Here is a 21,817-nt window from a genome sequence, read left to right as displayed (position 1 = left end):
TCCTACGGCGCAGTGACCTCCATCATGCCAGTCGCCGTGCGCGCAGCATATTGCGGGCGATACATGTCCTCGACGGTCGCCGCCGGATGGGTGTAAAGCCCCGGCGTCACTGCACGTACGACATAGGCAAGAACAATCTGCTTTTTCTCACCTGCCGAGCGGTCAAACGCAGCGACGAAGCGATCATCGCGGAATTCGAGATGCGCGGCCTGCGTGCTTTCGAGCCATGGGAAGTTGCCGAGATCGGCACTCGAAACGAGGCCCGGATTGTCGAGTTCCAGACCGGCTGGCAGAAGATCGGTGACCAGCAGGCGCGACTGCCATTGTTGCAGATCGTCGATCTTCAACACCACGACGAAACGCTCGTTCTGATTGATGCTGGTGATGTTGGCTTCCTGTCCATCGAGCGTGTAATAGGCACGCTCGATGTTGAAGCCTTCGCCACCGGCAGGCAGCGATTGCGCGGGCGGCGCAACGGCTGTTACAACCGCGTCCACTGCATCACTGCCCCTGTTTGTCAGAACAAGCGGTTCAGCTTCCAGCGCGTTGCCATTGACGCGTTCGGAGAAAGCGCCATCATGGGCCGTGCCGTTGATATCGAGATTAATCGCTGCATTGTTCTCCTTGAGACCACGGGCTGCGAGCAGCATCCACGCCTGATCCTGCGTGCTGAGATATTTCGCCTGGTCGCGTTCGTAACCGACCAGCGTGACAAGCGAAGGCAGCACTTTCGGCGCAGGCTTGCTTTCGGCGGCCAGCGCCAGCATGGCCGCGCCATCACGCAGCCGCGAACCATAATCGGAGCGATTATAGTCAAATGCCGTATTGGTGCTTGCCCGGTCGAGAGCGACGTTGAACACCCGGTCCGAACGCTGCTGGTCGCCATAAAGCGCCAGTCCGGCGGCCAGTTGGGCAATCGCCATCGGGCTTGCAAAATTATCGAGCTGCGTATCCGCGTAATAACGCAGATCGCCGACCGAAGCCTTCTTGTTGCGCGCCAGCACATAGAGCGAGTAGGCGATTTCGTTGCCTTTTTCCTTGGCGTCGGTCGTATAGCCGAGCGCATTTTGCAGGTTCGACAGCGACGAGAGCAGGGCTTCCTGCGGAACCACATAGCCCTTCTCGCGGGCACGGGTGAGGAAGTCGGTGACATAGGCGTCAAGCCACAGGTCGCCGGAACCCGGTCCCCACAGGCCGAACGAACCGGACGAAGACTGATAGCTCAGCACGCGATAGATGGCGTCCTGCACGCGCTTTTTCAGTTCATCCTGATCGCCAAGGCCAGCACTTGCTTCGGAGCCTGCCGCCATCTCGCTCAGATAAAGCAAGGGCAGGGCGCGGCTCGTGGTCTGCTCAGCACACCCATAAGGATAGCGATCAAGCGCCATCAGAAGCGACGGCACGTCGAACGCCGCGCTGCGGGTGACGCCGACGCTCACGAAAGCACCGTCGAGCAGGCTTTCGGAAAGCAGGCCGCCATCGATCTTGAGACTACCGCCATTGGCCGGAAGGCTGACCACCTGACGTGTCGTGACTGGCAGATCGACGGGACGCACCGGCAGCGAAAGCTTCTGTTCGATGGCCAGTCCGGCATCATTGGCAAGGCGTATCGTAATATTGCCCTGTCCGGTCTTCTGCGCGTTGAGCGGCACAGCGACGGAATGGCGTTTGCCACCGGCCAGCGCAAGCGTGTCGGGATAAGAGCCGATTTCCGTGCCGAGATTGTCGCTCGTTTCGACGCTAAGACGGTAATTTCCATCGGGCGCGTCCGTATTGGCGATATCGAGGCGCAGTGTCGCCTGATCTCCCGGCGCCATGAAGCGCGGCAGACCAGCCGTAATGACCACCGGATCGCGCACGATCACATCGCTGGAAGCGTGACCCACGGCCTTGACTGTCCAAGCTACGGCCATGACGCGGACAGTGCCGTTGAATTGCGGAATATCGAAATCAATGGTTGCCTTGCCATCGCTATCCAGCTCGACCGGGCCGGAGAAAAGCGCGACCAGCTTTTCAGTCGGCGGGCTGCCTTCAGCTGCCATGTTGCCGCCGTCGCCGCCGGTGCGCAGCTTGCCGGTGGTGCCCAGCGAACCATCGATAAGGCGTCCGTACATATCGCGCAGTTCAAGACCGAGCTGGCGCTGGCCGAAGAACCAGTTGTCCGGATTAGGCGGCTGATAGCGCGTGAGGTTCAAAATGCCGACATCGACAGCGGCGACCATGACATAGGCCTGTTCGCCGCCTGCATTTTCCACAGAAACGGGAACCGAGAGCGTGCCGCGCGGAGTGGCTTTCTCCGGTGGCGTCAGCTTGACTGCCAGTTGCTTGTCGGCAGGATCAACCTTCAGCCATTTGAGGCCAATAGCACGGGCGGGCATGCGGCTTTCTTGCGCGCTGCCCGGACGGAACAGCGTTGCAGTGACGTAAGCGCCAGCACCCCAGTCCTCGCCGACTGGAATGTCTATGGTTGCGCCATCCGCCGAAACGCTTTCGCTGATGGTCGTCAGCAGCTTTTCTGCGCCGATGGTGATCAGCAGTTCACCGGCAAAACGTGGGCTGACCTTCAGCTTGGCGGTTTCACCGGCTGCATAATGATCCTTGTCGAGCGCGATTTCGAGGCCGTCGGGCGTTTCCGTCGAGGTTGCGGCCACATACCAGCCCGCGTCGAATTCGTAGCTTGAAGCCGGACCCGAAGCATCCCCCGTCTCGATTTCAAGACGATAGCGGCCCCAGTCGACCGGCTGAGTGATGCTGGCTTCCACATCGGCCTTGAGGTCGATCTTGCCGGTTGCGATCGACTTGGTGAATGTGACCGGCTCGTAGTTCCAGCTATTGCCGCTGCGATACCATTGGTAATTGCGCTCGACTTTCACCAGCGACCAGACCGCGCCGTCAATGTTGGTGCGGTTGCCCTTGGCGTCGGAAGCGATGAAGCTGAATTTTGCGGTGCCGCCTTGCGGTACTTCATCGCCGGAAAAATCTGGCCGGATACCGATCATCGATCCTTGCGGACGAACGGCAAGGTCAAGCTTGCGTTCCACAGCACGACCGCCGCTTTCGCGCATGCGAACGGTGACGGCTGCATTGATCAGACGGGTGGTGGATGGCAGGTCGTCAATCACGACCGGGAATGTCGCCTTGCCATCGTCGCCAACCTTGGGCAGTTGGTCGAGTGGCAGACGGGTAGCTTCGCCCTGACCTTCATCGGCCAAACCGAAATAATAGCCCTCGAAACGGTCCCAGTCGCGCTTGGTTGAAAGCGTGACTTCGCCTTCCAGCGCCAGACCGGCTGCGGGCGCACCATAAAGGAAACGTCCATCGACGGTCACATTGGCAGCTTCGCCGCTCGCAATTTCCGGCTTGTCCGATGTCAGGTCGAACTCGATGCGGTCTGGCACGAAATCTTGAACCAGGAACATCTGCGATGCGACCGCCGGTTGCTTGGGGTCGGTGTAGATATTCAGGTTCCATGTGCCACGCATGGCATTGGCGGGCAGTGTCAGGTCGACGGAATGTCCACCAACCTTGCTGCTGTCCGAGACGAGGCGGCGGTCTTCCACGCCGTCTGGGCGCGTGAAGATGAAGGTCAGCGGCAGATTGTCCACGGCGAGCGACGCATCGTCCCGGGCAAGGGCAGCGGCATGAACCACTTCGCCTGCACGATAGATGCCGCGTTCGGTCCAGGCATAGACGTCGAGCGCCTTGGGCGCTGCACGACCGGTGACGCCGCGATCTGAGAGATCGAAGCCAGCACGCGCCATATCGAGGAAGACGAAATCGTCTTCGCCCTGATTGGCCATCATGACGGCGGGAACCATGCCGCCGGAGCCGCGGGTGAGACCGGCGGTAAAGGTGGCGCGACCGTCGCTATCGGTTGTCGCTTCACCCAGCACTTCATTGTTGCGGGCCAGCAGCGTCAGCTTGACGCCGGAAAGGGGCTCAGCCGTTTCAAGTGATCGCGCGAAGACATTGATGCCATCCTGACCGGCATAGGTCGAAAGGCCGATATCCGATACGACGAACCATTGCGTTGCCTTGGTGTCATAGCTTTCACCGCTTGCCTTGATCGGTTCTGCCGTTAGCACATAAACGCCCGGTTTGCGCTGCGGCAGTGCTTCATCGATGGGGAAACTGGTGGTGGCTTCCTTGTTCAGCTCGCCGCCAGCCGTTTCGATCTCACCTTCCCAGACGGGCGCGCCCATCTGGTCGGAAACCGTACTGACATCATAGCCGTCGAGCTGACGCAGAAACTGATAACCAGACAGAAGCTGCGCCAAGGAGCGGTCGCCGATGCGATAGAGCTTCACCTTGGCCGCATCCATATTCACGCTGACCAGCGGAATGCCACGACGCGCCTTGGCAGGCAGCACAAAGCTGTCGCCAGTAAAGCGTACCGAGGGTGCGCGGTCCTGCACATAGACAGACAGGGTTACCGGCGCTGGCAGCGTTTCGCCAATGGCGGCAGGCAAGCCGGCGCGGAACGTCACGCTATAGGTGCGGCCGTGTTCCAGACCTTCGACACAAATCTGGCGATCCTTGGCTTCAATCGCCTTGGGCGCAGCGCTATCCAGCGTCACGAAACTGGAATAGTCGGCACCGCTCTTGACCAGTTCTTCGGAAAACTGGGCGCAGATGCGCGGCGACGCATTGTCATTATCGACGCTGTGGTCAACGATGCGGAAACCCTTGCGGGCCTTGAGGTCTTCATAGGCAGCGCGAACGGAAGCTGAATTGACGAGATTGAGGCTCGCATCATAGGCCTGAAGCGCAGGGCGGGACAACTCGCGACGGTCAAGCGCCTGCGCCATCGCGTTCAGCGCGTCGGCGCGCGCGGCCTTGCTGCGCGAGGTCTGATAGCCGTTCCAGGCTGCTGATGTGGCGTCGCGTTTGAACTTGGCCGTCTCTTCGCTGTTGGAAGGCTCGGTCGCCAAAGTGGCGAGAGCAAGCCCGGTCCAGAGCGCGCTGTCGTCAGGAGCAGCACCCGCTGCGGCTGCAAACTTTTCCATCGCCGTGCGCGGGTCGCTGTTGGCGAGCGCCGTGGCTGCATCGGCCTTCAGGGTGCTGAGGCCCTCGCTGCTGTCGGCAGCCAGGATAGAGGTGCGGAAACGGCGCGCTTCGTCGACAAGATTGTCAGCGAAGAAGGTGATGGCCGGTGGGGCACCAATGTCAGCTTTGGCGGTGTCCTTGGCCGCGCCCGATACAACCTTACCCGCAATGGAACCGACAGAGGGATTGAGCTTGTTGAAATCCGTCTTGAGGAAGCACCACTTCACCTTCGGATTATAGGTGAAGGCACGGCAGGCATTGTCACCGAGGCAGGTGCTCTTGCACTGGTCCAGCGTGAGGTTCTTCTGGGTGCGCAGGTCGAAGCCGAAATAATCGCTATCTTCAGTTATCTCGATACGGCGCGTTTCAGCGGCGTTCGAAGGCGCAGGCGCAATCGCAAGCCCTGCGGTCAAACCGGTGATTGCAGCCAGCGTCAGGAAAATCTGTGCCGATAGCGCACGCCCGAGTTGCCGTTTGAAACCGTTAAGCATCTGCCTCTCCTTGCGATTTCATGCCCGACCAATGTCCCCTGGAAGAGCGGAAAGAATCCGCGTCATGTGAAGCTTGCGCACAACCCAGAGTCAAGCTGCTTCGCTAATATATACAATGTTCTATTATCATCACCCGCAATTATGACGGCTGTTCTGCGGCGTGCAAATTGAATGAGACGTGTCGCGATTGAGACTGAGCATTGCTCCCATCGCCGTTACGTTTTCACTTCTGACATCTTCGTTTGTTGTCCAACCTGGAGGAGGTAGACATGAGCAGGAACCGTGGCGTCGTCTATATGCGACCCGGAAAAGTCGAAGTCCGTGATATCGAAGACCCGGTGCTGTCTGCACCTGATGGGAGGAAACTCGGTCACGGCGTCATTCTCAAAGTCATCTCGACCAATATATGCGGGTCGGACCAGCATATGGTGCGCGGTCGCACGACGGCGATGCCCGGACTTGTGCTTGGTCATGAGATTACCGGCGAGATCATCGAAAAGGGCGCAGATGTCGAGATGCTTGATGTCGGCGACATCGTATCCGTGCCGTTCAATGTTGCCTGTGGTCGTTGCCGTTGCTGCAAGGAGCAGGACACAGGCGTCTGCCTGACCGTCAATCCGTCACGCGCTGGCGGCGCCTATGGCTATGTCGATATGGGTGGCTGGATCGGTGGGCAGGCCCGCTATGTCATGGTGCCTTACGCCGATTTCAATCTGCTGAAATTCCCGGATCGTGACCGGGCGATGGAGAAAATTCGCGATCTGACCATGTTGTCGGATATTTTGCCAACGGGCTTTCACGGCGCGGTCAAGGCGGGTGTCGGTGTCGGGTCGGTGGTCTATGTGGCCGGTGCCGGACCTGTCGGCCTGGCGGCGGCGGCTTCCGCGCGAATTCTTGGCGCGGCTGTCGTGATGGTCGGAGACTTCAACAAGGAACGTCTGGAACATGCCCGCAAGGTCGGGTTCGAGCCGATCGACCTTTCCGCCAGCGACCGTCTGGGCGACATGATTGCGGAAGTCACCGGCAGCAACGAGGTTGACAGCGCCATTGACGCGGTGGGCTTCGAAGCCAGAGGCCATAGCGGTGGTGAGCAGCCTGCCATCGTGCTGAACCAGATGATGGAAATCACGCGCCCTGCCGGGTCCGTTGGTATTCCGGGACTTTACGTGACGGAAGATCCGGGCGCGGTGGACGGCGCGGCCAAGCAGGGAAGCCTGTCGCTTCGCTTCGGGCTTGGCTGGGCCAAGGCGCAATCGTTCCATACCGGGCAGACGCCGGTGTTGAAATATAACCGACAACTGATGCAGGCGATCCTGCACGGGCGTTTGAATATTGCCGAAATCGTCAATGCGGAAGTCATTTCGCTTGAAGATGCGGCAGCCGGTTATGAAAGCTTCGATCAGGGTGTGGCGAAAAAGTTCGTCTTGGATCCGCACGGTTTGCTCGGCAAAGCCGCGTAATCCTGCGAAACACAGAAGCGCTGCGCCCCCGCGTGGCGCTTCTGTTGTCGCCTATTCCCCGCAGCTACGTTAAATAAGTGACAGTAGCGACGATGCGGAGATTCCAACTTGACCGATATTCGCCTCAAACGGATCTACGAAGCGCCATCACCTGATGATGGCTACCGGGTTCTGGTTGATCGTGTCTGGCCGCGCGGCATGACCAAGGAGAAGGCCGCCATCAATCTCTGGGCGAAAGATGTTGCCCCGTCCACGGAGCTTCGCAAATGGTTCAATCATGATCTGTCGAAGTGGGGCGAGTTTCAGAAACGCTATCACCGCGAGTTGCAAAATAAATTGCCGGATCTCTCAGCGCTGGTTGCCAAGGCCGGTGATGCGCCGCTGACTTTACTCTATGGCGCGAAGGACGAGGAACACAATCAGGCCGTCGTGCTGCATGAATTCTTGCAGACTATCTGAGGCCGAGTTTTGAAATTTTAGAACGACAGCGCAATCAGATCGCTACGGATCTGGTCGCCATTGCCTTGCGACAGGTTCTTTTCGATTTCCGCATGCGTGGAGGTCCAGATGGGGACAGCGGCAGCCAGTGCCGCTTTGCCTTCCGGTGTCAGTTGCAGCAGGCGCTCACGCCGGTCAGCGGGATTGACCAGTATTTCCACCCAGCCCTGCCTTTGCAGCGGCTTTAAAGCGGCGGTGAGGGTGGTCTGATCCATTGCCAGCAATTCGGCAACCGGCTTCATTGGCGGCGGCGAGGGCCGATTGAGCGACATCATCAGGGAGAATTGCCCATTCGTCATGCCAGCCGGACGAAGTGCTTCGTCAAATCGCCGTGCAAGTGCGCGGGCCGCGCGCTGAACATGCAGACAAAGGCAGGTGTCTTTGACTAAAAGGGTCGTTTCAAAAGGAACTTCGGCAGCGTTTGACATGATCCATTAATATTGATATCAATGTAAATCGTCAAGCTAATATCCTATAAAAACTGGGCGTTTTACCATCCGGGGGCGGAGGAGGACTTGCATCATGAATGAAGTCGTATCCCGCGAAGTCTGGCTGGAGGCGCGGCGCGCGCTTTTGGCCAGAGAAAAGGAAGCGACGCATCTTCGCGATCGCGTCAATCAGGAAAGACAGGCGCTGCCCTGGGTCAAGGTGGAGAAAGACTATGTCTTCGACACCCCGACAGGACGCCGAACGCTGGCAGAGCTTTTTGACGGACGCAGCCAGCTGGTCGTCTATCACTTCATGTTCGGGCCGGAATGGGAGCAGGGCTGCGTCGGCTGTTCATTCCTGGCCGACAATCTCGACGGCGCGCTGCCCCATCTCAACAATCACGATGTCACGCTCATTGCCGTTTCGCGTGGGCCGCTTGCGAAGCTTGAAGACTACAAGCGCCGCATGGGCTGGCACTTTCCATGGGTGTCGTCCTATGGCGGTGATTTCAACTTCGATTTCCATGTATCGTTCGACAAGGCCGAGATCGAAGAAGGGCGCGTCTTCTACAATTTCGACAAGCTGCCGCCGGAACAGGCGCATGATGAACTGCCCGGTATGAGCGCCTTCATCAAGGCCGACGACGGCACGATCTACCATACCTATTCCAGCTATGCGCGCGGCATTGAGGAGTGGATCAGCACACTCATGATCCTCGACCGCGCACCCAAAGGACGCAACGAAGACAGCACCATGCATTTCGTGAGGCGCCACGATGAATATGCCGCGCCTGCAGCAAACCACAGCTGCTGCAGTTGAACGCCAAAATCAAATTCTGGGAGGAATGACAATGAATAACAGAGCATCACCGTTCGTCTGGTACGAACTGATGACTGAAGATGCCGCCGAGGCCGCAAATTTTTACGGCAAGGTCGTCGGCTGGAACACGAAAGACTCAGGTGTTCCCGGCGTGAACTACACGCTGTTTGAAGCACCGGGTTGTGCGGTTGCCGGTATGATGGCGCTTTCCGATATGCCGAGCGAAAATTGTGACACAAAGCCCGGCTGGCTTGGCTATATCGGCGTGGCCGACGTAGACGCCATGTCCGAGAAGGTCACAGCCGCAGGCGGCAAAATCCTGCAACCGGCTCATGATATCCCAAGCGTCGGGCGATTTGCTGTCGTGGCAGACCCTCAAGGCTCGGTCTTTGCGCTGTTCGAGCCGAAAGACCCGCCGGAGCCTCCGGCTGATTTCGGTTCGCGCAAGGTGGGCCATCCGAGCTGGCATGAGCTTTATGCCAAGAATGGCGAAGAAGCCTTTGGTTTCTATGAGAAAGTGTTTGGCTGGAAGCTGGCGCGCGACTTCGATATGGGCGCAATGGGCAAATATAAGATCTTTAGCGTAAACGGAGCAGATGCGGGCGGCATCATGACCGCACCGCCGAATGTGCCAAGTGGCTGGGGCTTTTATTTCATGGTGGATGGAACGAACGCTGCTGCCGAACGTGTGAAATCGCTGGGCGGTACGGTGACATTCGGACCAACGGAAGTCCCGAATGGCGAGTGGATCATCCAATGTCTTGATCCGAAGGGCGTTGCCTTCTCGCTGGTTTCAGCGACACAATAAAGAGCGTGCGCAAAAGCGCATAAACTTCTAAATCCATAGGCGGCTTCTGGTTTTACGTCAGAAGTCGTCTTCGTGATGATAATGGCGCAGATAGGCGAACGCTGTTCCCACCAGTATCGGCAGAATCAGAATTCCGGTCCAAAATATGATGTTGCTCATTTTCTCCCTCCCTGTTGCCCTCAAACCGAAACAAGAGCCTGAGACAGTATGCGGGCACTTCGAACAACGTGGAAAGCGGACATTTGTTCCAGCCACGGCTGTCGTTGCGTAAAGCTATTGCCATTATGCCTGCGTTTGAGTAGAAGTGCGAATACATCAAGAGTTGGGGAGACGCCCAACGCCAACCTGCCGCTCCGGGCAAGGTGGTACTCCCTGAAAAAGGAGGATGTGGCCAAACCGGCAACTATGCGGATAAAGCCACTCGCGTCGACCTGACAGAACTAGGGACCGACGCGATCATGCCGATAAAAATTCCTGACGATCTGCCAGCAACCAGTGTTCTCCAGGCCGAGGGCGTTATGGTCATGCGCGAGGCGGATGCCGTGCGTCAGGACATTCGGCCCTTGCGCATCGGCCTGCTCAATCTCATGCCCAACAAGGCGACCACGGAAACGCAGATCGCCCGCCTTTTAGGCGCGACACCGCTTCAGGTGGAACTGACGCTCGTGCGCATTACCAATCACGTCGCGCGCCACACCTCCGCCGATCACATGCTCTCCTTCTATCGCCCATGGGAAGATGTGCGTGACGAACGCTTCGATGGCTTCGTAATCACCGGTGCGCCAGTGGAACGGTTGAACTTCGAAGAAGTGACCTATTGGGATGAATTGCAGCGCGTTTTCGACTGGACGCAGACCCATGTGCATCGTTCTTTGAACATCTGCTGGTCGGCGCAGGCCGCCGTCCATCATTTCCATGGTATGGGCAAGTATGAACTTCCGGCCAAGGCCTCCGGTGTCTACAGCCAGCAGAACCTTGCCCCGGCCTCGCCCTATCTGCGCGGATTTTCGGACGATTTCACCATTCCGGTTTCGCGCTGGACGGAAGTGCGCAAGGAAGACATTCCGCAGGATAGCGGCCTGAATGTTCTCGTCGATAGCGCTGAATCCGGCCTTTGTCTGCTGGAAGACCCACGCCATCGGGCGCTGCACATGTTCAACCACGTCGAATATGACACGACGTCGTTGGCCGACGAATATTTCCGCGATATTCAGGCTGAGCCTGAAACCAAGGTGCCCGCAAATTATTTCCCGGACGACGACGCGACCCGCCCGCCGCAAAACCGCTGGCGTGGCCACGCGCATCTGCTGTTCGGCAACTGGATCAATGAAATTTACCAGTCGACGCCGTACGATCTGGAAAATATCGGCAAGAAGTGACTGCCGCTGAATAAACAAAACCCCGGAATGGAAATTCCGGGGTTTTGTTTGGGATGAAGCACTATCAGCTGCCGACCCGTTCCAGCCAGCGATGCCATTCTGCTTCGGAGCCATGGAAAACATTGAGATCGATCTTGTTGCTCACGCCCTGAGACAGGCCCGATCCAGAATATTGCCAGAACAGCCATGGACGGCCCGGATAGACCTTCGATGGGTGTTGTGCCACAGCGCGCAACCAGAACGGATAGTTGGTGAACGCACCTTTCAGATTGTCATCGTAGAAATCCGGAGCGGTATAGATGACCGGGCGCTTGCCGTAATGGCGCTCCAGCTTGTCCATGAAGACCTGCATCTTTTCACGCACCTGTTGCGGCGACGGGCGGCGGCGGCAGGCGGAATCGCCATTCCATTCCACGTCGATCACCGGCGGCAGTGCGTCGGGGTCTTTCGGCACGTTGCGGATGAACCAGTCAGCCTGTTCGCTGGCGACACGGCACCAATAGAAGAAGTGATAAGCGCCGCGCTTGATACCGGCGGCCTTGGCCTCGCGCCAGTTCTTGCGGAACATCGGGTCGAGATGATCACCGCCGTCTGTGGCCTTGATATAGGCGAAGTTCGCGCCTTGCGTGCGCAGCTTCGGCCAGTCGATATCCCCCTGCCAGCGCGACACGTCTACGCCATGCACGGCGAGTTTGCGCGGCGATGCACGGCCAAAATTGATCGGCTTCGCATCGCGGAAGCGATGGCTGTAGATTCTGGAGCGATCTTGTGCCGTGCGCGCTTGCGGTTCCAGACGCACTGCCGGATAGGCCGCCACCTGCGGTGCAGGCATGCGCGGTGCTTCGGTTTGCGGCACGGGTGTAGGTATCTGCGCGACGGGGCGCTCCTGCAATGGCCCGCGCGGTTGCGGCGCAACCGGCGCAGGCGGCTGCACCTTGAACTGTCCGCCGTCTGGAACAGGTCCGGCCCAGGCAAGCACCTCTTCTTGCGGGGGGAGTGGCTGCGCGCGTGGCGCGCTTGCTGTTTCGGTTACGGCTGCGGGCGGAACCGGCCTCACAACAGAACTGGTCATCTCCGCCGAGGGTTTCGGCTGGAGCATGATGCTGTCGATGCCGGAACTCGATGTGCAGCCCGACAGGGCGGCGCAAGCGAGCGCAATGGCAGACACGACCAAAGAACGCGAAGGCGAAGAACGCATGGGCACCCGTACTCAGAACAAATGGGCTGCAACGCTCTCCCGAGTCATTGCTCAGGTCAGATTACCTGCAAAAACTGAATCCAAAGTTTACGAAAGTGCTAACGCACGATGTTCAAATTGAGCTTTCGAGGATTTTTATCAGCGCTGTTGCAGATTTCTCCAGAGAAGCTTCTTCAAAGCCTGAGAAACCGAGGATAAGTCCCTGTCTTGGTTGGAAAATGCCATAGAGTGGCGACAGAGGCTGAACCTTTATACCGCTGTCGGCGAGTTTATTTGCAAGCATCACATCGTTTTGCTCGTCTGAAAGCGCCAGCAAAAGCGTCAGCCCGGCGGGGGGCGCTTCAATGCTGAAAAGCGACGGTTCACCGGGGGATAGTGCCGCAATAAGCTTGTTACGACGCGCCGCGTAGAGACGGCGCATTCGCCTGATGTGCTGGGCAAAAGCGCCAGTTTCGATGAATTGTGCCAGTGCCGGTTGCGCAAGCATCGACGGCGGCGGCAAAAGTTCGCGCCGGAGTGTGCGATACTTTTCCGTCAAATGCAGAGGCACGATCAGGAAGCCGAGCCGCAAGACGGGTGAAAATACCTTCGAGAAACTGCCGATATAAAGAATGCGGTCGCGGTCGAGCGACATAAGGGCCGGAAGCGGCTGACCGATATAGCGATGCTCGCTGTCATAGTCGTCTTCGATGATGAATGCGTCGCTTTCGCGCGCCCAGGCAATGAGATCGAGCCGTCGCGCCAGCGGCATGGTTACACCCGTCGGATGATGGCGGGCCGGTGTTACAAAAGCCGCACGTGCCTGCATCGCGCTTTGTCGCCCGGCGGCCACATCAAGACCGTTGTCATCGACCGGCACGGAAACAACATCGATTCCCTGACCGCCGAGAATGTTACGGGCAGGCGAATAGCCGGGCTCCTCCATCCAGATTTTGTCGCCTGGTTCGAAGATGGCTGCCCGGAGAAGCGAAAATGCGTCGGTACTGCCGCCGGTAATCAGAATTTGCCCTGCATCCACCGCCATGCCGCGCCATTCATGCAGATGGCGGGCAAGCGCGACACGCAGCGGAAAATAGCCGAATGGATCGTTGCCGTTCAGCAGGTTGGTGTCAGGCTTGCGCCAGATGCGCCCAAGCAATTTGCCCCATTCCGCATGTGGAAAGTGATCGCTGTCGAATACACCTTGCTGAAAGGGCTGCGGTGTAAGTGTTGCCTTGGTGGTCGTCTTCGCTGTCGGGGCGCTGCCCGTTGGCCCGGTTTTCAACGTTACATCCGGCAATTGAGCGGCAATGCGCGTCCCTGAACCGTGCCTGCCTTCCAGATAACCTTCCGCGATCAGCTGGTCATAAGCCGCAAGCGCTGTGGCGCGCGAGACGCCCAGTTCTTCCGCAAAAGCGCGGGTCGAGGGAAGGCGACTTTCAGGCTTCAGCCTTCCGGTCAGAACGGCCTGCCTTATCTGTTCTGCAAGCTGAACGGCGAGAGGCGTAGCGCTCGTACGGTCAATCCCGAATTCCGGTATCGATGCGATAAGTGGCATGGTTCAGTATCTTATAAGTGGTTATTTTCAACATACCACTATGACGGCATTTTGCATGCATCGAAAGTGCAAATGCAAACAGGACCGACCAGCATGACGAATGCCCCAACAGAAAGAACCAGAGTGAAGCGCCTGCATGATCGCGGCCGCTATGATGCGGACAGTGTTCACGCGATCATTGATGCTCAGCCGCTCGCCCATGTAGCCTATGTTTTCAACGGCGCGCCCTATGTGTCGCCGACGCTCGTATGGCGGGAAGGCAATTTCATTTACTGGCACGGATCCTCGGCAAGCCGCATGTTGGAAGCTTGTGAGGAAGCGGAAGTCTGCGTCAGCTTCGCAACATTGGACGGGTTGGTGCTGGCGCGTTCTGCCTTTCACCATTCCTGCAATTATCGTTCCGTGATGGCTTTCGGTACGGCGAAGAAAATTACCGATGTTGTGGCGAAGGAGCGACATTTGCGCAACTTCGTGAATGGGCTTTTTCCTGATCGCTGGGAAGGGCTACGCCCGATGATGGCCAAGGAACTGAAGGCGACCATGCTGCTGGAACTGGAACTGAATGAAGCGTCAGCGAAAGTCCGCTCCGGTCCACCCAAGGATGACGAGCCGGATTATGCGCTACCGATCTGGGCGGGCATCATTCCGGTGACGACACATCTGGGCGAACCGATTGACGATGAGCGTCTGTTGCCGGGCGTAAAAGCGCCCCAAAATGTGCTGCAATTCGGCTATCTGGCGGATGCTGCGGAATAAGTCCCGGATCTCTAACAGGGCTTATGCAGTCTTGGAGTGTATAACGGCAAATTGGTCGAGCGTCTGGGCCTGATCGGCACGGTGTTTGACGCTTTCGATCTGCTTCATGAGTTCGGCGATCTTCTCAGGCTGGGAAACGCCGCACTCATAAATCTGGATGATTTCGCGGACCAGCTCGTCCTTCAAAGGCGAGGTGATCGGGCAGCAACCGATGGCTGCGCAGGACTGAATATAGGCCTGTTGCAACCTTGCCAGTTCGTCGGCCTTGAAACGTCCGAAGTAATAATCCCTCGAAAATGGCATTTCCATGCATTCCGCAATGTGACCGGTGGGGGCTTGCCACCGCAAGTCTGTGTTCGAAAACTTTCCAGTTTGCTAAAGCTCACTATAGCATATGACCATAGATAGTAACCGGCAATCGTTTACGTCTTCTAAAATATTTGAATTTTTTTGGAATAATTGTTGCATAAATAAGTATTGTTTTAATCAATAATGCATCTCTTACTGATGCCTGCTTTTATGGAATAGACGTCAACGCAGGAATGCAGCATTCGCTTCCGTCGTCATGGCCATGGCTTGCATGAGTGCAGCCGCGTGCAACAACCGGTCTTTTTCCGCAGCTCTGGCAGCTTCCGATGCGGCCAGAATCTGGCCTGCGCCAGCCGTGGTGGTTTCAATCAGCATTACAGGCTCGAAAACCGCCAATGTCCGCAGCATGTTGCGGACTGCTAGGCGGACATCCGGCTGGGGATGGTCGGTGAATTGTGCCAGTTCCAGTGCCGCAGAGCCGAGGTTCAGGACGGCCAGCATACCGCGCAAATCCTGATGCGCCTCAGGTGATGCGGCAGAGGTCTCGGTTATGAGCAGACGCGAGATACGGTCAGCACTTTGGCTGATCCACGCCTCGATGGAGATGGAACGTGGCGCCGCACCGATCTTCTTCAGGCTGTCGCGCATGGCGCGCTTCATGCGGCGCTGCGCGGCATAGTCGTTCGGTGGAAAAAGCAGCGAGAAGACAAGCGTGCCAATACCGATGCCGAGAAGCAGCGCAAGCACGCCATTCAGAAAGGACGTGGCGTCGGGTCGCGTGAAATTGTCAGGGCCAATCAAATCCCAGAAAAAAATGGCGAATGCCGATCCTTTGGCGATGGTAGACGGATTGCGCATGGCAAGCCCGGCGCAGATCAGAACGGGCGCTATGACGATGGTGAAGGGGAGGAACCCCCAAATGACGGGCAAAACGCCAAAATTCATGATGGCCGCCACGATTGCGGCAATCGCCGAGCCTTTCAAAAATTCCGTTCCGCTGGCAACCGGGTTTGGCCGGGTTGCGAAAAGCGCGTTGACCACACCAACCACGATGACGAAACCTGGACCGGATGGCCATGCGGTGAAGATCCAGATCGCGGATGCTGCGGCCAGCGCCACAAATGCGCGAATACCGTTGATAAACGCTGCCGTGTGATCGACATGGTAGGAAAGCCGTACACGGTTCGCTTTCGGATGCGCGGTGTCGAGTTCGGCTTCGATGGCGAGTGCCTGTTCCTGAAAACCGAGCATGCTTCTTAGGCGATACAAAAACATCAGCCGCCCGGAAGTGAGATCGGTATTGCCGCTCGTTTCTTCTTCCGCCGTGCGCATGATCTTTTCGCGCAGAGCTTCGAGATCAACGGTTTCGTCGCCATCGGCGATCTGCGCCATGGCGTTTTTGGCTTCCAGCAACAATGGATCGCCGCTCGTGGTTTGTGATGGCATTTCCAATATGGCGCGCACAGCCGATGCCTGTTGCAGCGTGACCACCATCGCCTGCCTGAGATAGCCAACGCTGCGCCTGACCGTGACGGAACTCGCGGCCTTGTACTCAATGGCCGTATCGAAGGCGATGGCATTGCGATAGGCGGTTTGCAGCGCGCCGGTTCCGGCTTCACCGCCCAGCATTTCTGCGCAGAGCTTGGCCGTCTGCCGCATGAATTTTCCAAGCTGCGCACGTGCTTCCTCAAAGGGATTATCGGTGCTGAACAGCCAGGTGATGATGGCTTCGGTCACGATGCCCAATGCAATGTAGATCAACCGCGATACAGCGATTTCAAACACATTTTCCGGGTCGGACAAAGAGTCGATGGCGACGATGGCAGCCGTATAGCCGGCAAGCACCGCGCCATAGGAGCGGAAGTTGCGCAGGCCCGTCGAAAGCGCAGTACAAAGGCCGATCCAGCCTGCGAGCACCAGCAGAAACAGAGTGGGTGTCTGGATGAAGATTGCCGTGAGCAACACCGCGACCACGACGCCGATTGCCGTGCCCATGAGGCGATAGATGCTCTTGGAAACGCTCATTGCACGGCTGCTTTGAGCGACAATCCAGACCGTCATGGCGGCCCATTTCGGGTCATCCATATTCATCAGGAAGGCAATATAAAGCGCGATCAGCGATGCGGCGGTGGTCCGTACCGCAAAAATGAGATCGTTGCGCTTGATGATCATGATGACCGGAAGAAGCTTTTGGCGGTGATATTGCGCATCCTTCGACGCGCGGGCTACGATTGACGTTGATAGCGGTTTTGCACCCGCGTCAAGCATGGAACGGAACACGGTGTCTTCACATTGTCGCGGGTGGACGATATGAGTGCCGTCGTTCAGAGGATTTGGGGATGCAGTTTTGAAAATCGGCGTTGTTACCGTTTCCGACCGCGCAAGCCGTGGCGAATATGAGGATTTGAGCGGCCCGGCCATCGAAGCATGGCTGAAGAACGCCATCGTCACGCCTTACGAAACGGTGAAGCGCGTCATTCCCGACGGGATGGCGTCGGTACGCGATACGCTGATCGCGCTTTGCGATGATGAGGCTTGCGATCTGATCCTGACGACGGGCGGCACGGGGCCAAGCCCGCGCGACGAGACAACAGAAGCCATGCATGCCGTTCTGCACAAGGAATTGCCGGGTTTTGGCGAGTTGATGCGCCGCGTCAGCCTCGAACAAACGCCGACAGCTATTCTCTCGCGCCAGACGGCGGGCAGCCGCGGCAAGAGCTTTATTCTCAACCTGCCGGGCAAGCCTGCATCCATCGCAATGACCTTGCAGGCGGTCTTTCCGGCTATCCCATACTGTCTTGATTTGATCGGTGCTGGCCGTATCGAAACCGACCCGGCGGTCGTCAAGGCACATCGTCCGGGATAGAAACGGGCCAAGCGATTCCCAGTTTGGCCGGGAGTCTACATTCCAATTCGTCCGTTGTCATCACGACGAATTGCGCAACCCTGCTTTGCACTTTTATATGATTTCAATGCTTGCATTTCCCCAAAGTCGCGCTGAATAATAGCGGAAAAAGGGGTACTCAGTGAAGCCATTTGATGAAATGCTCAACCATGGCGGGAATGTCCGGCCACCTTACGAATTTCTCAAACAATGGCTCGACGGCCAGGATTCTGGCAAGCTTCTGCAGAAATCTCAGGACGCAGAAAGCGTCTTTCGCAAGACGGGCATTACTTTCGCGGTTTACGGGGATCAGGAAGCAGCCGAACGGCTTATCCCTTTCGATATCATCCCGCGCATCATTTCCGGTCAGGAATGGCGGCGTCTTTCGCAAGGCATCGAACAGCGCGTCATGGCGCTTAACGCGTTTCTCGACGATATTTATCATCGGCAGGAAATTGTCAGGGCAGGGCGCATCCCGAAAGAACTGATCACCAGGAACGAGGCATTTCTGCCCGAGATGATCGGCTTTCGTCCGCCCGGCAACGTCTATACGCATATTATCGGCGTCGATATCGTGCGCACCGCAGAGAACCAGTTCTACGTGCTGGAAGACAATGCCCGCACGCCGTCCGGTGTTTCCTATATGCTGGAAAACCGCGAAACGATGATGCAGCTGTTCCCGGAGCTGTTCCAGAACGTCAAGGTTCGCCCGGTTGAGAACTATCCGCAATTGCTGCGCCAGTCGCTGGCGAGCGTCGCGCCTCCCGGTACGCAGGGCGTGCCGACCGTCGCGGTTCTGACGCCCGGCATTTATAATTCCGCCTATTTCGAACACGCGTTTCTGGCCGACCAGATGGGCGTCGAACTGGTGGAGGGCAGCGATCTGCGGGTGGTTGATGGGCGCGTCGCCATGCGAACCACGCAGGGCTATCGCGCCATCGACGTGCTTTACCGTCGCGTGGACGACGCCTATCTCGATCCTCTGACGTTCCGTCCGGATTCGACACTTGGCGTCGCAGGTATCATGGATGTCTACCGCGCGGGCAATATCACCATTGCCAATGCACCGGGCACCGGCATTGCCGACGACAAGGCGATCTATTCCTATATGCCGGAAATCGTAGAGTTCTATACGGGCCGCAAGGCGATCCTCGAAAACGTGCCGACATGGCGCTGCTCGGAACCGGACAGTCTGGCCTATGTGCTCGACAATCTGGCCGATCTTGTCGTCAAGGAAGTGCACGGTTCCGGCGGTTACGGCATGCTGGTGGGGCCTGCATCCACCAAGGCTGAACGCGAAGCCTTTGCGAAAAAGCTGAAGGCGCGTCCGCGCAATTATATCGCGCAGCCGACACTGGCGCTTTCCACCACCCCGATCTTTACCGAAAAGGGTCTCGCGCCGCGCCATGTCGATCTGCGCCCGTTCGTGCTGGTTTCCGACCGTATCCGCATCACGCCCGGCGGTTTGACCCGCGTGGCGCTGAAGGAAGGATCGCTGGTGGTGAATTCCAGTCAGGGCGGTGGCACCAAGGACACCTGGGTTCTGGACGACTAGAACTGAAGCAGAAACGAATTTGTACGCAAAATCCGGCATTAAGACCGGCGCGTGAAGATGGAGCCTTAAAGGCTCGATAAGGGGAATGAATTCATGCTTTTAGGCCGCACGGCAAACGGGCTTTTCTGGATGTTCCGCTACATTGAGCGGGCGGAAAATATGGCTCGCCTGGTGGATGCCGGATTGCGTATGGCTCTGACCAAGACGTCCGACGCGCCGGAAGAATGGTCTTCCGTGGTGGTGTCGGCGGGCGCCAGTCAGGCCTTTTCCGCAAGATACGATGCGTATAATGCGGCGAATGTAGCCGATTTCCTGCTGCGTGATACCAGCAATCCGTCAAGCGTGATGTCTTGTTTTGAGACGGCGCGTTCCAATGCGCGCATGGTGCGCACCGCTTTGACGCGCGAGGCGTGGGAAAGCGTCAATGAAGCGTGGATGCTTTTGAAGAAGTCGCTGAGCAAGCCGCTCAAGGAAAGCGACCTGCCGCCGCTTCTCGACCAGATCAAGCGCGAAACGGCACTGATCCGCGGAGCCTTTCACGGGACCATGCTGCGCAACGAGATTTTCGATTTTGCGGGCCTGGGCACATTCATTGAACGCGCCGACAACACCGCGCGCATCCTGGACGTGAAATATTATGTGCTGCTGCCGGCCATTTCCTATGTCGGGACAACGCTCGATAATTATCAGTGGGAGTCGATCCTGCGCTCGGTCTCGGCGCATCGCTCCTATCGCTGGGTCTATGACGGGGATTATCGTCCGGCGCATGTCGCGGATTATCTGATCCTGAACGGACGCATGCCACGCTCGCTTAATTATTGCTATCGCAGCATCAACGAGCATCTGGATTTTCTGTCCAAGGACTATGACAGCCATGCTACCTGTCATGAAACAGGGGAGAAAATCTTTTCGACACTGCAAAATCAGGACATAAGTGCAATCTTCGATGTTGGTCTGCATGAATTCCTGACGGACTTCATCAAATGCAACAACCGGCTCGGCAACGAGATCGCTGAAACCTATAATTTCAATTGAGGTCCTCGCTTGCAGCTCAATATCCGGCACGTTTCGCATTATGTTTATGAACATCCGGTGCCCTATGCGGTGCAGCGTTTGCGTTTGCGCCCGCCGACCGTGCCGGGACAGATGGTGAAGCACTGGGAGCTGACAATCGAAGGCGGCGAACCGGAAGTCTCCTATATCGACGGTTTCGGAAACAAGACCGACCTGGTGCAGCACCAGCGCAATACCAGCGAGATTATCATCACCGCCAGCGGCACTGTCGATGTGGAAGACGGTGTCGGCGTACTCGGTCCGGTCTATGGCTATGCGCCCTTATGGCTGTTCGAACGCGAAACCGAACTGACTCTGCCGGGCGAGGGCATTCGCGCGCTCGCGGGCGAAGTTTCAACCGGGCAGGAGCGGCTTGCCCTGCTTCACGAGTTGATGAACCGCGTCCATGGTTCTGTCGCCTATATGCCCGGCACAACCAGCGTTTTCACCGATGCGGAAACGGCGCTCGGCGCGGGCAAGGGCGTCTGTCAGGACCATAGCCACATCTTCCTGTCTGTCGCGCGGCTGCTCGGCATTCCGGCGCGGTATGTCTCCGGCTATCTCATGATGGAGGGCGTGGAAGACCAGACTGCAAGTCACGCCTGGGCGGAAGCGCATATCGACGGATTGGGTTGGGTTGGTTTCGATGCGGCGAATAATATTTGCCCGAATGATCGCTATGTGCGTCTGGCGACCGGGCTCGATTATCGCGATGCGGCTCCAATTTCAGGCGTTCGGCTTGGTGGAACGGTCGAAAGCCTTGCGGTTCACATCAATGTAGGGCAGTGATCGGACGAGAACGATGATATCGCCTGCCGGATACTGCCGATGACCTATTGCGTTGGAATGAAAATCGATCGTGGCCTTGTGTTCATGTCCGACACCCGGACGAATGCGGGGCTCGACAATATTTCGAAATTTTCTAAGATGCGGAGCTGGTCGAAGCCCGGTGACCGCGTCATCGTCCTGCTCTCGGCTGGCAATCTTGCCACGACGCAATCAGTCGCCAGTTTGCTGGAAGAACGGATGAAGGCGCCCGCTGACCGTCACCCGTCGGTGTTCGACGCGCCGTCCATGTTTCAGGTTGCACGGCTGGTTGGTGATACGGTCAAGGAAGTGATTCAGAGTTCTGCTACCGGCGGCCAGAAGGCAGCGGATGCGTTCGGCGCTTCGTTCATTCTGGGCGGGCAGATCAAAGGCGGCCAACCGCGACTGTTCTATATTTATCCCGAAGGCAATTTCATCGAAAGCTCGGTCGATACTCCGTTTTTCCAGATCGGCGAGAACAAATATGGCAAGCCCATTCTGGTGCGCGCTTATCAGCCGGATATGAGCTTCGAGGATGCAGTGAAGCTGCTGCTCGTCTCGTTCGATTCCACGCTGAAAGCCAATCTCTCTGTCGGCCTTCCGCTGGATATGCAGATTTACGAAACTGATAGCCTCAAGACCGGCGTGCAACGGCGCTTCGAGGCAACGGACCCTTATTACCAGACGGTATCCGAAAGCTGGTCCGAAGCGCTGAAATCGGCGCTCGTACAGTTGCCGCCATTCTGTTTTGAAGACTAAATAGGAAAATTCAGTTGTCTAAAAAAGAC

At 57.5% G+C, this 21,817-nt stretch carries 17 protein-coding genes and 1 riboswitch; of the genes, 11 read left to right on the top strand and 6 right to left on the bottom strand.

Translation table 11 applies throughout. The features are described from left to right. Nucleotides 1-2: 2 nt before the first annotated feature. The gene (locus ABWW11_RS19085; RefSeq protein WP_109367437.1) at nucleotides 3-5,537 is read right to left on the bottom strand and encodes an alpha-2-macroglobulin family protein; all 5,535 of its coding nucleotides are present in this window, start codon (nucleotides 5,535-5,537) and stop codon (nucleotides 3-5) included. Between the two features lie 269 nt (nucleotides 5,538-5,806). Between ABWW11_RS19085 and fdhA the strand changes: the two genes are divergently transcribed. Together fdhA and ABWW11_RS19075 are read left to right on the top strand one after the other, a co-directional pair. Then, nucleotides 5,807-6,997, top strand: a complete 1,191-nt coding sequence (fdhA, locus tag ABWW11_RS19080) for a formaldehyde dehydrogenase, glutathione-independent (protein ID WP_109367436.1) — start codon at nucleotides 5,807-5,809, stop codon at nucleotides 6,995-6,997. Nucleotides 6,998-7,105: 108 nt separating this feature from the next. Further along, nucleotides 7,106-7,456, top strand: a complete 351-nt coding sequence (locus ABWW11_RS19075) for a DUF488 domain-containing protein (RefSeq protein ID WP_109367435.1) — start codon at nucleotides 7,106-7,108, stop codon at nucleotides 7,454-7,456. A 17-nt stretch (nucleotides 7,457-7,473) separates the two neighbouring features. Here ABWW11_RS19075 and ABWW11_RS19070 read toward each other — a convergent pair whose 3' ends face one another. Further along, nucleotides 7,474-7,923 (bottom strand): MarR family winged helix-turn-helix transcriptional regulator, encoded by a 450-nt coding sequence (locus ABWW11_RS19070; RefSeq protein WP_109367434.1) that lies wholly within the window; start codon nucleotides 7,921-7,923, stop codon nucleotides 7,474-7,476. 91 nt (nucleotides 7,924-8,014) lie between these two features. Here ABWW11_RS19070 and ABWW11_RS19065 point away from each other — a divergent pair, with 91 nt between their 5' ends. From ABWW11_RS19065 to metA, 3 genes are all read left to right on the top strand, one after another. After that, nucleotides 8,015-8,743 (top strand): DUF899 domain-containing protein, encoded by a 729-nt coding sequence (locus ABWW11_RS19065; RefSeq protein ID WP_180917898.1) that lies wholly within the window; start codon nucleotides 8,015-8,017, stop codon nucleotides 8,741-8,743. A gap of 31 nt (nucleotides 8,744-8,774) precedes the next feature. Further along, nucleotides 8,775-9,551, top strand: a complete 777-nt coding sequence (locus tag ABWW11_RS19060) for a VOC family protein (protein WP_109367432.1) — start codon at nucleotides 8,775-8,777, stop codon at nucleotides 9,549-9,551. A gap of 307 nt (nucleotides 9,552-9,858) precedes the next feature. After that, a riboswitch (SAM-I-IV-variant riboswitch) is annotated at nucleotides 9,859-9,968 on the top strand. Nucleotides 9,969-10,009: 41 nt separating this feature from the next. After that, complete coding sequence (metA, locus tag ABWW11_RS19055; protein WP_109367994.1) at nucleotides 10,010-10,930, top strand: homoserine O-acetyltransferase MetA; 921 nt, start codon at nucleotides 10,010-10,012, stop codon at nucleotides 10,928-10,930. Between the two features lie 64 nt (nucleotides 10,931-10,994). Here metA and ABWW11_RS19050 read toward each other — a convergent pair whose 3' ends face one another. After that, nucleotides 10,995-12,128 carry a glycoside hydrolase family 25 protein gene (locus ABWW11_RS19050; RefSeq protein WP_109367431.1) on the bottom strand — a complete coding sequence of 378 codons (1,134 nt, stop codon included), beginning with the start codon at nucleotides 12,126-12,128 and terminating at the stop codon, nucleotides 10,995-10,997. A 112-nt stretch (nucleotides 12,129-12,240) separates the two neighbouring features. Then, nucleotides 12,241-13,665, bottom strand: coding sequence for a MocR-like pyridoxine biosynthesis transcription factor PdxR (pdxR, locus tag ABWW11_RS19045; RefSeq protein WP_109367430.1), 1,425 nt, complete (start codon nucleotides 13,663-13,665; stop codon nucleotides 12,241-12,243). Between the two features lie 93 nt (nucleotides 13,666-13,758). Between pdxR and ABWW11_RS19040 the strand changes: the two genes are divergently transcribed. Then, nucleotides 13,759-14,421, top strand: coding sequence for a pyridoxamine 5'-phosphate oxidase family protein (locus ABWW11_RS19040; RefSeq protein WP_109367993.1), 663 nt, complete (start codon nucleotides 13,759-13,761; stop codon nucleotides 14,419-14,421). 21 nt (nucleotides 14,422-14,442) lie between these two features. Here the strand turns inward: ABWW11_RS19040 and ABWW11_RS19035 are convergent, their stop codons facing one another. Further along, entirely contained in the window at nucleotides 14,443-14,724 is a 282-nt protein-coding gene (locus tag ABWW11_RS19035) for a hypothetical protein (RefSeq protein ID WP_109367992.1), read from the bottom strand. Nucleotides 14,725-14,952: 228 nt separating this feature from the next. Next, nucleotides 14,953-17,010, bottom strand: a complete 2,058-nt coding sequence (locus tag ABWW11_RS19030; RefSeq protein ID WP_167836103.1) for an FUSC family protein — start codon at nucleotides 17,008-17,010, stop codon at nucleotides 14,953-14,955. A gap of 67 nt (nucleotides 17,011-17,077) precedes the next feature. Between ABWW11_RS19030 and mog the strand changes: the two genes are divergently transcribed. The 5 genes from mog (at nucleotide 17,078) to ABWW11_RS19005 (ending at nucleotide 21,788) form a co-directional block, all read left to right on the top strand. Further along, complete coding sequence (gene mog, locus ABWW11_RS19025; RefSeq protein WP_109367991.1) at nucleotides 17,078-17,596, top strand: molybdopterin adenylyltransferase; 519 nt, start codon at nucleotides 17,078-17,080, stop codon at nucleotides 17,594-17,596. 160 nt (nucleotides 17,597-17,756) lie between these two features. Next, nucleotides 17,757-19,169 carry a circularly permuted type 2 ATP-grasp protein gene (locus ABWW11_RS19020; protein ID WP_109367428.1) on the top strand — a complete coding sequence of 471 codons (1,413 nt, stop codon included), beginning with the start codon at nucleotides 17,757-17,759 and terminating at the stop codon, nucleotides 19,167-19,169. Between the two features lie 93 nt (nucleotides 19,170-19,262). Further along, complete coding sequence (locus ABWW11_RS19015) at nucleotides 19,263-20,204, top strand: alpha-E domain-containing protein (protein ID WP_109367427.1); 942 nt, start codon at nucleotides 19,263-19,265, stop codon at nucleotides 20,202-20,204. A gap of 9 nt (nucleotides 20,205-20,213) precedes the next feature. After that, entirely contained in the window at nucleotides 20,214-21,011 is a 798-nt protein-coding gene (locus ABWW11_RS19010; protein ID WP_121538823.1) for a transglutaminase family protein, read from the top strand. A 39-nt stretch (nucleotides 21,012-21,050) separates the two neighbouring features. Beyond that, a complete protein-coding gene (locus ABWW11_RS19005; protein WP_121538824.1) occupies nucleotides 21,051-21,788 on the top strand; it encodes a proteasome-type protease in 738 nt (245 codons plus the stop codon). The last annotated feature ends 29 nt before the right edge of the window (nucleotides 21,789-21,817 follow it).

Origin of the sequence: Brucella sp. NBRC 113783 (genome assembly GCF_040372265.1) — a bacterium.
GTDB classification, from domain to species: domain Bacteria; phylum Pseudomonadota; class Alphaproteobacteria; order Rhizobiales; family Rhizobiaceae; genus Brucella; species Brucella teleogrylli.
Note: the sequence above shows the minus strand (reverse complement) of the source record. Positions and strands in the feature narration are given on the sequence as shown.

Bases quoted from the DNA above. Each gene is read 5' to 3' on its own strand.
- ABWW11_RS19085 (WP_109367437.1), bottom strand. From the start codon at position 5,537: ATGCTTAACGGTTTCAAACGGCAACTCGGGCGTGCGCTATCGGCACAG.
- ABWW11_RS19050 (WP_109367431.1), bottom strand. From the start codon at position 12,128: ATGCGTTCTTCGCCTTCGCGTTCTTTGGTCGTGTCTGCCATTGCGCTC.
- ABWW11_RS19060 (WP_109367432.1), top strand. From the start codon at position 8,775: ATGAATAACAGAGCATCACCGTTCGTCTGGTACGAACTGATGACTGAA.
- ABWW11_RS19035 (WP_109367992.1), bottom strand. From the start codon at position 14,724: ATGCCATTTTCGAGGGATTATTACTTCGGACGTTTCAAGGCCGACGAA.
- ABWW11_RS19040 (WP_109367993.1), top strand. From the start codon at position 13,759: ATGACGAATGCCCCAACAGAAAGAACCAGAGTGAAGCGCCTGCATGAT.
- metA (WP_109367994.1), top strand. From the start codon at position 10,010: ATGCCGATAAAAATTCCTGACGATCTGCCAGCAACCAGTGTTCTCCAG.
- ABWW11_RS19005 (WP_121538824.1), top strand. From the start codon at position 21,051: ATGACCTATTGCGTTGGAATGAAAATCGATCGTGGCCTTGTGTTCATG.
- ABWW11_RS19070 (WP_109367434.1), bottom strand. From the start codon at position 7,923: ATGTCAAACGCTGCCGAAGTTCCTTTTGAAACGACCCTTTTAGTCAAA.
- pdxR (WP_109367430.1), bottom strand. From the start codon at position 13,665: ATGCCACTTATCGCATCGATACCGGAATTCGGGATTGACCGTACGAGC.
- fdhA (WP_109367436.1), top strand. From the start codon at position 5,807: ATGAGCAGGAACCGTGGCGTCGTCTATATGCGACCCGGAAAAGTCGAA.
- ABWW11_RS19015 (WP_109367427.1), top strand. From the start codon at position 19,263: ATGCTTTTAGGCCGCACGGCAAACGGGCTTTTCTGGATGTTCCGCTAC.